The sequence below is a fragment of the Sorangium sp. So ce1014 genome (genome assembly GCF_051521505.1).
Classification (GTDB): Bacteria; Myxococcota_A; Polyangia; order Polyangiales; family Polyangiaceae; genus Sorangium.
In genome coordinates, this window is record NZ_CP150356.1 from 9032837 (window position 1) to 9045045 (window position 12209).

Consider the following 12209-nt stretch of genomic DNA (forward strand, 5'->3'; position numbering starts at 1 on the left):
TAGGTTGTCCGCGTGTGGGTACGCCGCGCAGCCATTCGCCCCGTCCCCTCGTACGCTCAGGTGCCTGCGCGCGTCCTGTCCGAGATCGAGGATCAGCTCGCCGAGGATGACGACGACTCGCGCAAGCAGCTCGACGACGCGTTCACGCGCTTCGAGCAGACGCAGCCTGCGCTGGCGGACCGGATCTCCTCGGTGCTCTCCGGCCCGCTCGACGAGACGGCGCTCGCCCTCGGCTACTTCCTGACGCTGGCCATCTGGCTCGCCTTCGACGAGCTGTTCGGCCAGGACCTCGACGAGGTCACCGAGACGGCGCTCACGGGCGTCGAGGAGTCGCTGAACCTGGACGAGCAGATCCGCCTCCACGACCCTGCCGAGGCGGTCGACTCGGACGACGTCATCGCGATGGAGCAGCCCGACGTCCTCGCGTTCGTGCAGGAGCACCTCGACGCCGCCCTCGAGGCGAACGCGCACGAGGTCGACGTCGACGACGTCCACGCGATCTACCGGGTGGTGCTGATCGAGGTGCTGGCGCTGAGCTACGCCGTTCGCCCGCCCTCGAACTGGGTCGCCCTGACGACCGAGTTCACGGCCTAGCGGCCGTCGCAGCTCCCCATCCCCGTCAAACATTCGCGCTCCGAGCGCCGCTCTTACCTCGCGGAGAAGGTGGCGAGGAACGCGGGCATCTCGACGCTGCGTCCGTCCTCGAGCAGGACGGTACGGCGCGGGGCGTTGATGGCGTCGAGCACGGCGACGAGCTCGCGGAACGGGGTCCTGTCGTCGCTGTGGAGCACGGCCTGGTCGGCGCGGCGGTCGCTCGGGGCGCGGTGCTCGCCGCCCCGCTCCCACTCGCGCTGGATGGCCTCGCCGAGCTCTCTGTAGCGAATCGCGGTGGCCCCCGCCGCGCCGATCTCGACAGGATGTTTTTGTACGCTCACCTCGCTCAGCACGGTCGCGCCCTGCTTCCACACCAGGTTGAAGCTGTCCTCGCCGACGTGGACGTGCATCGTCTTGAGAGGCTCCTTCTGGCACTCCTCTCCGCACCCGGCGGCGGCCGGCGCCTCTGCGCTTGTCTTGAGGCGCGAGCTCGTGACCCACACCGCGGTGATCAGGAGAAAGGCGATCGTCACCATCAACAGATCGATGAACGGGATCATGTTGATCTCGCTGTTCCGCGCCCGCCTCTCGCCACCCCCCACGTCGACGCCCGCCATGGCTGCCTCCTTGTGTGTTCGTGATGTCGCGATGAGCGCTCATGACGCCGCGAAGCGCCACGGCTCCACAACCACGCTGCGACGGAGGGACAGAGGACGGCGCGCGCAGAATGTTCCTGGAAGGCACCGGACCGAGCGGCGCATCCGTGCGGGGTACGACAACGGGCAACCGCGGAGAGGCACGGACACGCCCGACCCTCTCACCCCTGCGCGCACACAGACGACGCCCCCTGGAGGGACGGACGATCGCGGGCGAGCGCGCGATCCGAGCGCTCCGCCTCGTCCACTATCTCGGCGGCGCTCCGCTCTGCTCTTGCCAAGAATAACGCAAAGCGCAATTCACCACAGCTTCGTCGCAATACTTCTTCGAGGTACTTTTCCATCTACAGTGCGCACGCTCTCGATTCCAGGCGAAAAATACGACACATTGCGCAACGGAAGAGATCGCTCGGTGGTGCCATAATTGACGCAACGCACCCAGAACGTTGCGTCATGGCCGAGCTATCCCTTGACATACAATCCGTTATAACGGATGATAGGCGCAGGGGTTGGAGGTAAATCGGATGCGCGCCCAGAGTGCTCAAGTGATCGATCTGGAGGAGTACCGACAGCAGCGGCGGGTGGCTCGGAACGAGCGTGCCCTCGAGAACGGCAGGGAGATGGAGATGTCGTCGGGCAGCTCGTTGACCATGCAGGCCGCCCTCTGGTGGTTCCCCGTGTGGACGTGGATGCCAGTCTGGCAGCTGCGATGAAATCGGTCCGCCAGAACACGCCGCGCGCCTCTTCCGGGTTGGTCCCCGGCGAGCCGTTCGATTCCTCGTTGCCCGTGCCGGGCTACGCGAACGGCGTGGATGCGTCCACTGGGGCGACGGAGAGCTCCGGACCGCGTTCGCACCGCAGGCCAGAGGGCTCTGCTGGCCTTGCGGGCTCGTACGCCAGCCGAGCGACGGCGGACGGGCCGCAGAGGGAGCCGTCGCAGCGGGACGTGGAGGAGACATCCGACGGGGCCTGGACCTACGAGATGGCCCCGCACGATGCCTCCTCGGCGCTCACCGGCATCGTGGGTGCCAACCTGCGCCGCCTCCGGACCAAGCGCGGGCTCTCCCTCGAGCGGCTGGCGAAGGCGTCGAGCGTGAGCCGGGCGATGCTCAGCCAGATCGAGCTCGGCCAGAGCACGCCTACGATCAACGTGCTCTGGAAGATCTCCCGGGCGCTGGGCGTGCCCTTCTCGACGCTGATCAGCGATCAGTCGCTCGGCGGCACAGCGCTCATCCCGGCCGCGCGCGCCAAGGTGTTGACGTCGCACGACGGCTCGTTCTCCTCGCGCGCCCTGTTCCCGTTCGATGTGCCGAGGACCGTCGAGTTCTACGAGCTCAGGCTCGCTCCCCTCGCCACGGAGCACGCGGATGCGCACCCGGCGGGCACGATCGAGAACCTCGTGGTGACGTCAGGGACGCTGGAGATGATCGTCGGCGCCGAGCGCCACCTGCTCGCGACGGGCGACGCGATCCTGTTCGAGGCCGACGTGCCTCACCAGTACAGGAACCCCACCAAGCTGACCGTCATCATGTACCTGGTGATGACGTACGTCGAGAAGACGGGCTGACCGGAGCGATCGGCGGATAGAGCCGCCGCGACGCGGGGAACGCCAGGAGACGAAGCGAGCCTCCCGCCCTGCGCCTGGAGGGGCTCAGGCGCTGCGACAGGAGCGCGCGTTCACTTGCTCATGCTGGCGACGTTCGAACCGCCGCCCATGTTGCTCATCCCGCTCGTGCCGCTGCTCATGCCCATGCCGGTGCTCATGCCCATCATCATCGGCATGCTGCCGCACATCAGCATCATCGGCATGCCCATGCCCATCATCTTCATCATGGCTTCGCAGCGCTGGCGCAGCATATCCATGCTCGCGCCATCCATGGGCATCATCTTGCAGACCATCCCCTCCTTGTCCATCTCACAGGTCATCCGCGCCATCATCGGCATCTGACCCATCATCTGGGGCATCATGCCCATCATCTGCGGCATCATCCCCATCATCTGGGGCATCATGCCCATCATCTGAGGCATCATGCCCATCATCTGGGGCATCTGACCCATCATTTGCGGCATCATCCCCATCGAGCCCATCATCTGCGGCATCATCCCCATCGAGCCCATCATCGGCATGCTCATCATCGGCATCATGGCGTTTCTCTCCGCGAATTCGTGGTTACGTCTGCGGCCCAGGCTAGGCGCTCACGCAGGTAGGGGCAAGCCGCGCCACCGAGTCGCGCCCCTTTTCCTCCGGTGAAGCAGACGTGTCGCCGCCCTCGACGGATGTTACGCCAATAAAGCAGAGAGTCATCCGTCATCACGAGACGCCACATTCTCCTGGGGGGTCAACCGGGATGTCCGTCTCCGGCGGTGAAGCCCTGGCAGTTCGTCCCGGCTCAAGCGGCCTCACGGTCGAGCTGGGTCGCCACCGCGATGGTGAGATAGCGCGCGAGCGCATCGTCGAGCGCCGAGAGCAGGAGCCCTCGCTGGCTACCGAGCGCGCTGTACCGGGGACGCGGCGCGACGAAGCCGAGCGCGCTGCCAGGGCAACGGACGACGAGCGCCGTGTCCAGGCGCGCCAGCGCGGCGCTCCGCGCAGCGAGCTCAGCCCAGGTCACCGCGTCGCGGTTCGCCAGATGCCAGAGGCCACCCTCGCCGTCGATCAGGAGATCGAGGGTCGCGTCGGCGAGGTCGGGTGTGTAGGTCGGCGTCACGATCAGATCCTCGGCCGCGCTGAAGGGGCGGCCGTCACGGAGCGCGCGCAGGGCGGCGGCGACGAAGCCGGCCTCGTCCCAGGGGTCGATGAGCGCCGCCGTGCGCACCACCAGCGCCGCCGGAAGGATCGAGAGCACCTGTTGCTCGGCAGCCGCCTTGCTCCGCCCGTACGCGCTGAGCGGCCTCGCCGGGTCGGTCTCGACATAAGGTGTCGTGCCCGTACCGTCGAAGACCTGATCCGAGGAGAACGTGACGAGCCGGACGCCGCGCTCACGGCACGCCGCCGCGAGCACCGCGGGCCCGGAGGCGTTCTCGCGCGCGCAGCGGTGAGGCTCGAGCTCCGCGTCGTCGACGCGCGCATGGCCCGCGGTGTTGATGACCGCCCACGGCGCGTGACGCTCGAGGGCGCGCTCGACCGAAGCGGGATCGGCGATGTCCATCTCGAGGCGGCTCAGCAGGCGGTGCGGCAGCCCGCGGTGAGCGCACAGGCGCGCAAACGCCTTGCCGAGCGTGCCCGTGGCGCCGGCGATCACGATCGGCGGCCCCTCGAGCCTTCCGGTCGGGCCGCCGGACGGCTCGACGCGCGTCGCGCCGTCGCGCTCTTCGACGCTGACCGCCGGATAGAGCAGCCGCTCCGGGCGGCGCCACCACCCCGGGGACGAGAGCACCGGGTGGTCAAAGGGCTCCCCGCGCGCAAGCGCACGGACGAGCCGGGCCAGCGCGGTCGGTCGCGGCGCCTCGCCGCGGACGTCGAAGACGCCCGGCTCGTAGCGCCCGCGATCGCGCACGACGAGGCTGTCCCAGTCGAATGAGCCGAGCAGCGCCCACACGGTCATCGCCCGCACGTCCGCGCCCGCCGCGCGCGCGTCCACCGCCGCGCGGTGCGCCTCGGCCAGCCAGCGGAGCTGCTCCTCGCGGGAGCCACCCAGGTGCGCCTCGGTGATCGCGACCGGCCGCCGGTAACGCTCCCAGACCTCCAGGAGGCGCGGGAGATGCCCGCCCACGCCTTCGGCGACCACGCGCACGGCCTCGAGATCGGCGTAGGCGTGCCTGTCATTGCCGCCGTGCATCCCCGGCGGATAGCGATCGAGGCGCTCGTCGATGAACCGCTCGCTCGTGATGTAGTAATTGATGCCGAGGAGGTCCGGCGGGCAGGGCGACGCGACGAACGCCTCGAGCTCGCCGGGGGACACGCCCCACTCGAGGAGCTGGGGATAGAACGGGTGATCCCGGTCCACTCGACCCATGAGCAGGTCGAGGCTCAACCACCTGCGGTGATTCTCGTGCTGCGCCTGGTACGCGAGCAGCGGCGTGCTGAACGTCCTCCCGAGATCCTCTGTCTGCACCAGGCGCGCGCGGGGGTTGATCTCGCGGACGGCGCGCATCGCCGCCGCGATCGCGCGGCACTGCGTGAGGAGCGCGCGGACGAAGGCGCGGCCATCCTGCCCGTGCGGGTACCAGTGGCCATAGAGGCCGGAGAAGCGCGCCGTGGTGAGCGGCTCGTTCACCGGCGTGTAGTCCTCGACCCACGGGTAGCGCTCGGCCACCGCGCGGGCGAAGCGCGCGAGCCCCTCGACGAAGCTCGGATCGAGGAGGCTCGTCCGGGGCGGCCCGCTGCCGTGGTGCACGAGCCCCACGATCGGCCGCACGCCGAGGTCGCGCAGCCTCCCGAGGCGCGCGTCGGCCCACGCGAAGCGCGCGCGGCCGTCGGGCGCCGTGCGCTCCCAGAGCACGGGGTACCGCAGCGCCCGGATCCCGAGCTCGGCGAAGCGGTCGAGGTCGTCGAGCCGGTGCGCGTGGCCGCTCCGATCGAGCTGATCGTGGTACACGTCGCGGACACGGTTCACCGTGCACTCGACGCCGCCCCACAGCTCGATCGCCGGCTCGCCGCCCTCCCCGGCGGCCCTGCTCACGCCGCCTCCGCGAGGGACCGCCAGCCCGGGGCGCCCGTCAGCTTCGTGTAGAGGGTGAGGGCCTGGGCGACGACCTGGTCCATGTTGTAGTAACGGTACGTGCCGAGCCGGCCGGCGAAGTGGACGCCGGCGGTCGACCGGGCGAGCTCCTCGTACTTGCGATAAAGCACCGCATTCTCGGGCCGCGGCACGGGGTAGTACGGGTCGCCGTCGCCCTTCGGGAACTCGTAGACGATCGTCGTCCTCGGGTGCGCCTGGCCGGTGAGGTACTTGAACTCGGTGACCCGGGTGTAGCTGTACTCGTTCGGATAGTTGATGACAGGCGCCGCCTGGTACACCTCCTGGTCCTTCGTCTCGAATTTGAACTCGATCGAGCGATAGGGCAGCTTCCCGAACCGGTAATCGAAATAGGCGTCGACCGGGCCTGTGTAGATCACCTCGCGGTGCGGGACGGCATGGCAGATCTCGCGGTAGTCCGTGTTGAGCAGGATCTTGATGCCCGGGTGGTCGATCATCCGCTCGAACATCCGCGTGAACCCGTGGAGCGGCATCGCCTGGTAGGTGTCGGCGAAGTAGCGGTCGTCCCGGTTCGTGCGGACCGGGACGCGCGCCGTCACCGAGGCGTCGAGCTCCGACGGGTCGAGGCCCCACTGCTTGCGCGTGTAGCTGCGGAAGAATTTCTCGTAGAGCTCGCGCCCCACCTTGCTGACGATCACGTCCTCCGACGTGCGGATGCTCTCGCGCCGCTCGGCCCTCGAGGCGAGGAAGCCCTCGACCTCCAGCGCGTTGAGGCTCAGACCGTAGAGGCCGTTGATCGTGTCGAGGTTGATGGGGATGGGCAGGAGCTGCCCGTCGACCCAGGCGCGCACGCGGTGCTGGTAGGGGCGCCACTCGGTGAACTGAGACAGGTAATCGAAGACCTCCCGAGAGTTCGTGTGGAAGATGTGCGGTCCATACCTGTGCACGAGGATGCCAGCGGCGTCGTGATGGTCGTACGCGTTCCCGCCGATGTGCATGCGCACGTCGCAGAGCAGGACCTTCTTGCCGGCGCCGCGGGCGAGCCGCTCGGCGAGGACGCACCCGGCGAAGCCTGCGCCGACGATGAGGTAATCGAACATGGCTCACCTCGTCGTCGCGGCCCGGCCGCGAGCCTCCAGCGCCCCCTCGAGGAGCCGGTCCATCCTGGCCCAGGTGGCGTCCCACGAGCCCTGCCCGAGGAAGTCGTCCGCGCGCGCGAGCCGCGCGCCGCGCTCCTCGGCGAGGGCCGCCTCCACGGCGGCCACGAAGTCGCCGGGCGCGTCCGCGATGCGCACGAGCCCGAGCTCGCCGTAGGGCCGCACCACGTCGCGGATCGACGTCGAGACGACGGGCCTGCCGCCGGCCAGGTACTCCGGCGTCTTCGTGGGGCTGATGAACCGCGTCGCCTCGTTCCGGGCAAAGGGCAGGAGCGCCACGTCCCAGCCCCCGAGATACGCGGGCAGCTCTTCATATCGCCTCTGCCCCAGGACATGAATGTTCGGCGCGCGGGGCAGCGTCGCCCGGTCGATCTTGACCACCGGCCCCACGAGCACGATCTGCCAGGCCGGCCGCAGCGCGGCCACGGCGGCGAGGAGATCGAGATCCATGCGCTCGTCGAGGACGCCGAAGAAACCGAGGCGCGGCCGCGGGATCTCCGCCTGGTCGGCGGGCTCGACGCGGGAAGCGGCGCGCGCGCGGGCGAAGTGCGCGACGTCGACGCTGCTCGGGAACGCGTGCACGCTCGGGTGCAGCGCGCGCTTCGCCTCGTAGAGGCTCGCGCCGCCGGCGAAGACCAGGTCGGCGCGGCGCAGGAGCTCGGCCTCGCGCACCTTGAGCGCCGGGGGCGCCCCGGAGAAGGCCGAGAGCTCGTCCATGCAGTCGTACACCGTCGCCGCGGGCACGAGGTGCCGAGAGAACGAGAGCGCCATTGGCGTGTAATACCAGAGCACGCAGTCGCTCATCGCGTGGCGCTTCATCATGCCGTCGAGGAGCTCGCGTTCCATGGCGGAGGCCCGCGACGGCTCGGTGCCGGAAGGCAGGTGTGGAGTCGCGACGCAGAGGCCGCCATGCTGGGTCGCGGTCTCCTCGAGGCGCGGGGGCCCGCCGTCGAACACCGGCTCTTCGAAGAAGAAGACACGGCGCCGCCGCGCGCAGCGCGTGAGCAGTTGCTGTGGCCGCTGAAACACGAAGCTGAAACGCAGGTGCGAAAAGCAGATCACGTCTGGCTGCGATCTCGCGCTCATCGATCCCTCCCGCTCGAGTCTCGGTGTGCACCTGGGTCCCGGCCCCGGCTCCGGACGAGCGCTATTCAAGGAGCATGCCCGGAAGCGCGCGCCGCGATGCGGCGTCATCGCTCTTCTCGCGGATTCACCGCGCGATCGCGGGGCAAAGGCGTGTACTTGGAGGGGAACAGGCCCTCCTCCCGCCCGCTCTCGCGCTGGGCTCCCCCGGCCGCGCTGTCATCGCGCCGCCCCCTACCGAGGAGCCCGGGCCCTCGCTGCATGTCCCTGCCCTCGCCCGCGTCCATCGCGCCCGCCTTCGCCGGCCCGCCTTCGCCGAGACGACCGTCGGCGCCCACCGCGCGCGACTGGCGCTGACCCCGGCGCGCTCCGCCCGCGCGCTCCGGCGGGTGCTACCGTTCGGCATGTCCGATTTCCGCCGCTTTCGAGGCACCGAACGCTACCTCACAAGCGAAGCGCTCGAGGCCGCCGTCAACTGCGCGCTGGTCCTGGAGCGGCCGCTCCTCGTCAAGGGAGAGCCCGGCACCGGCAAGACGCTGCTCGCCGAGGCCATCGCGCAGAGCCTGTCCGCCGAGCTCATCCCCTGGCACGTCAAGAGCACCACGCGGGCCCAGGACGGGCTCTACGTGTACGACACCGTGCAACGGCTCTACGACGCGCGCTTCGGCGACGGCGACGTGCGCGACATCCGGCGGTACATCAAGCTCGGCCCCCTCGGGAGGGCGTTCAGCGCTTCCATGCGGGTCGTGCTCCTCATCGACGAGGTCGACAAGGCAGACCTCGAGTTCCCGAACGACCTCCTCCACGAGCTCGATCGGATGCGCTTCCGCATCACCGAGACGGGCGATGAGGTCGCCGCCCGGGAGCGGCCGATCGTACTCATCACCAGCAACAACGAGAAGGAGCTGCCGGACGCCTTCCTGCGCCGCTGCGTCTTCCACTTCATCGATTTCCCGGACGCAGAGCTCATGCGGGAGATCGTCCGCGTCCACCACCCCGAGCTCGATCGGTCGCTGGCCGATCAGGCGATGCAGGTCTTCTACGAGATCCGGAAGAACACCCGGATCCGGAAGCGGCCCTCGACGAGCGAGCTCATCGACTGGATCGCCGTGCTGCGCAGGGCGGGCGTGAGCGAGGTGAAGCTCGACAAGACGCTGCCGTTCCTCGGCGCGCTGCTCAAGAAGGAGCAGGACCTGACGGCCCTGGCCGACCAGCTGGCCGGCGGCAGGCGGTACCGGTCGTAGCGATGTTCGTCGAGTTCCTCTACGAGCTCCGGGCCCGCAAGGTCCCTGTCGGCGCCCAGGAGGCGATCGGCCTCGCGCGCGCGCTCGCCGCGGGGCTCCACGAGAGCTCGCTCGACGGCTTCTACCACGTCGCGCGGGCGCTCCTTGTCCACTCCGAGGCGCACCTCGACGACTTCGATCTCGCGTTCGCCCAGCACTTCCGCGGCGTGCACGTGGAGGCCAAGGCGATCGCGGAGGAGCTCCTCTCGTGGCTCCGGGATCCGATCAAGACGCGCGCCCTCTCCGAGGAGGAGAAGGCGATGATCGAGGAGCTCGACCTGGAGGAAGTGCTCCGGCGGTTCGAGGAGCGCCTCCGCGAGCAGCGGGAGCGCCACGACGGGGGGAACCGGTGGATCGGGACCGGCGGCACCTCGCCGTTCGGCCGCGGCGGCTTCAACCCGAGCGGCATCCAGGTCGGCGGCTCCGCGCGGGGGCGGAGCGGCGCCGTGCAGAACGCCGACGCGCGCCGCTACCGGCCTTACCGCAGCGATCTCACGCTCGACGTCCGCCAGATCGAGGTGGCGCTGCGCAAGCTGCGCGCCTTCGCGCGCGAGGGCGGCGACCGCGAGCTCGACATCGAGGCGACGATCGACGCGACGGCCAGGAACGCGGGCGAGATCGAGATCGTCACGCGGCCCCCGCGCCGGCCGAACACGCGCGTGATCCTGATGATGGACGTGGGCGGCTCGATGGATCCCAGCGCCGCGCTCGTGTCGCAGCTGTTCAGCGCGGCGAAGCGCGCGACGCACTGGAAGGAGCTGAGGAGCTACTACTTCCACAACTGCGTCTACGAAAAGCTGTATAGAACCGAAGGGTTACAGGACCCTGTCCCGGTGCGGGAGCTGCTCCGCGAGTGCGGCAAGCAGCACAAGCTCGTGATGGTCGGAGACGCCTCGATGGCGCCCTACGAGCTGCTTGGCTCGTCGGGCTACGGCGGCGGGGCGGGCTCCTCGCCCGAGCCCGACGCGCGGCTGCCCGGCGCCGCGTGGCTGATGATGCTCCGCGACCATTTCGACCGCGCCGTGTGGCTGAACCCGGACGGGATCGGCCCCTACCCGCACCCGACCGTCGACGCGATCAAGGGGATCTTCCCGATGTTCGCGCTCACGCTCGAGGGCCTGGGAGAGGCCGTCTCCGAGCTCGTCCGCGGCCGCGGCCGCGCCTGATCCGGGCGAGGAGCGCGGGCGCGGGGTCAACGGCCCGCGCGCCTGAACACCTCCGCCGTGGTCGACGCGACGAGGGCGCGATCGAGCCAGCCATCCAGCGCGCGCTCGCTCCTGCACGACGAGATCTGCGCCGCCGCCGCCTTCGTGAGCCGCAGCCCTCGCCGATCGAGGACGCGCCTCAGCGCATCGCGCTTGCCCTCGAGGATCCCTTCCTCGCGCCCCTGTTCGCGCCCCTCTTCGCGCCCCTCTTCGCGCCCTGCAGCGAGCACGGCGTCGAGGTCGTCGTAGCCGCGCCGCTGGAGCAGGTTGGTCAGCGTGGCCTTCTCCGCCTCGCTGCGGTCGTAGAGCGCCTCGACGGGGACCGCGTTCTTCAGGATGCCCGGCGCGCTCAGCAGCTGCCCGGGGAGCACGACGCGCATCTTCCGGCGGGGCTCGTGCACCTCGACCCGCCGCGGACCGTTGAGGCGTACCACCCACAGGAGCTTCGTGCCGGCCTCGAGCAGGTCGGCGATCTTCTCCTGGAGCTTCTCCTCGTCCTGCCCCACGTCGGCGTACTCGATGGCGAGCTCCGGTACCCCCTTCACCCAGCCGGGCCTGTCGGGCACGTTCCCCACCGCGACGTCCGGCGCCCGGAGGGTGCCCTGGCCCAGGGTGTAACCCGTGTCCACGCCCGCCTCCTTGACCGCCGGATCCCACCCCACGACCGAGCTGCCCAGGTGGTTCGGCCCGGAGGCACGCCCCCCCGTGGGGGCACAGTAGACGGGGTGGCCATTCGACAGCTCGTACGGGTCGCCCGAACGGACGTGCTCCGCGCGAAAAGGGCCGCGTCCCGACGGATGGCGCTTGGCTTGCCCGTGCATGAGAGGACGATCATAGCACGCGGGTGGCGCGCCCCGACGCGCCGGCGCCACCGGCCGTGGGCTCGGCCGGCGCTGCCGGCTACTGGCTCGGCAGCCACATGCGGAACGCCGTGCCCGTGCAGCGATCCATCGTCGCCGTGATCTCGCCGCCGTGCGCCTCGACGATGGCCCGGCTCAGCGCAAGCCCGAGGCCGGTCCCCTTCACCTTGGCGGTCACGAGCGGCTCGAAGAGGTGGTCGACCACGCAGGGGTGGACGCCGGGGCCGTTGTCCTCGACCTCGAGGTACGTGCGCTCGTCGCCGCACCACGCGCGCGTGACGATCGAGCCGCCGGGGGCGTTGTCGAGCGCCTCGATCGCGTTGAGATAAAGGTTCGAGAAGACGCGCTCGAGCAGGATGGGGTCGCACAGGAGCGTCAGGTCGGCCGGCACGACGGCGACCTCGAACCGGACCGCCGTGCGCAGGACCAGCGCGTGCCGGGCGCTCTCGATCAACTTGCTGACATGCGCCGGTTCGCGCCGCAGCGGCTCGCCGCGCGCCAGCCCGAGGACGCTGCCGATGACCTCGTGCGCCTTGCGGATCTCGCACGTCACCCGGTCGAGGTGGCGCAGCAGGCGGGGCCGATCGTCGAGATCGCGCTGCGCCAGGTAGAGCGACGACTCCGCGACCGCGAGGGCGTTGCGCAGCTCATGGGCGACGCTCGCACCAACCGCTCCCGCCGCGGCGAGGCGCGCGGCGCAGCATTCGGTTTCGTGACCCTCTTTTGCCATA

12 protein-coding genes are annotated in these 12209 nt (G+C 69.9%); 5 read left to right on the plus strand and 7 right to left on the minus strand.

What is annotated here, in order from left to right:
• The first annotated feature begins 12 nt into the window (after positions 1–12).
• Positions 13–594 carry a hypothetical protein gene (locus tag WME75_RS34255; RefSeq protein WP_012239127.1) on the plus strand — a complete coding sequence of 194 codons (582 nt, stop codon included), beginning with the start codon at positions 13–15 and terminating at the stop codon, positions 592–594.
• Between the two features lie 53 nt (positions 595–647).
• Here WME75_RS34255 and WME75_RS34260 read toward each other — a convergent pair whose 3' ends face one another.
• Positions 648–1211: an ExbD/TolR family protein gene (locus WME75_RS34260; protein ID WP_437479684.1), complete on the minus strand. Its 564-nt coding sequence runs from the start codon at positions 1209–1211 to the stop codon at positions 648–650.
• Positions 1212–1774: 563 nt separating this feature from the next.
• Here WME75_RS34260 and WME75_RS34265 point away from each other — a divergent pair.
• Entirely contained in the window at positions 1775–1963 is a 189-nt protein-coding gene (locus WME75_RS34265; protein WP_437479686.1) for a hypothetical protein, read from the plus strand.
• Between the two features lie 233 nt (positions 1964–2196).
• A complete protein-coding gene (locus WME75_RS34270) occupies positions 2197–2817 on the plus strand; it encodes a helix-turn-helix domain-containing protein (protein ID WP_437479689.1) in 621 nt (206 codons plus the stop codon).
• Positions 2818–2927: 110 nt separating this feature from the next.
• Here WME75_RS34270 and WME75_RS34275 read toward each other — a convergent pair whose 3' ends face one another.
• From WME75_RS34275 to WME75_RS34290, 4 genes are all read right to left on the minus strand, one after another.
• Complete coding sequence (locus tag WME75_RS34275) at positions 2928–3395, minus strand: hypothetical protein (RefSeq protein WP_437479691.1); 468 nt, start codon at positions 3393–3395, stop codon at positions 2928–2930.
• Positions 3396–3640: 245 nt separating this feature from the next.
• Positions 3641–5872, minus strand: a complete 2232-nt coding sequence (locus WME75_RS34280) for a family 1 glycosylhydrolase (protein ID WP_437479694.1) — start codon at positions 5870–5872, stop codon at positions 3641–3643.
• Complete coding sequence (gene glf / locus WME75_RS34285; protein WP_437479696.1) at positions 5869–6990, minus strand: UDP-galactopyranose mutase; 1122 nt, start codon at positions 6988–6990, stop codon at positions 5869–5871. Before glf ends, WME75_RS34280 begins: the two co-directional genes overlap by 4 nt.
• Before the next feature lie 3 nt (positions 6991–6993).
• A complete protein-coding gene (locus WME75_RS34290) occupies positions 6994–8133 on the minus strand; it encodes a glycosyltransferase (RefSeq protein WP_437479698.1) in 1140 nt (379 codons plus the stop codon).
• A gap of 401 nt (positions 8134–8534) precedes the next feature.
• Between WME75_RS34290 and WME75_RS34295 the strand changes: the two genes are divergently transcribed.
• On the plus strand, positions 8535–9374 hold the full coding sequence (locus WME75_RS34295; protein WP_437479700.1) for an AAA family ATPase: 840 nt from the start codon (positions 8535–8537) through the stop codon (positions 9372–9374).
• Between the two features lie 2 nt (positions 9375–9376).
• Complete coding sequence (locus WME75_RS34300; RefSeq protein ID WP_437479703.1) at positions 9377–10579, plus strand: vWA domain-containing protein; 1203 nt, start codon at positions 9377–9379, stop codon at positions 10577–10579.
• Positions 10580–10605: 26 nt separating this feature from the next.
• On the opposite strand, the gene WME75_RS34305 is transcribed toward WME75_RS34300, so the two are convergent.
• Positions 10606–11439 (minus strand): Uma2 family endonuclease, encoded by an 834-nt coding sequence (locus WME75_RS34305; protein WP_437479705.1) that lies wholly within the window; start codon positions 11437–11439, stop codon positions 10606–10608.
• 79 nt (positions 11440–11518) lie between these two features.
• Positions 11519–12208, minus strand: coding sequence for a sensor histidine kinase (locus tag WME75_RS34310; RefSeq protein WP_437479708.1), 690 nt, complete (start codon positions 12206–12208; stop codon positions 11519–11521).
• Between the last annotated feature and the right edge of the window lies 1 nt (position 12209).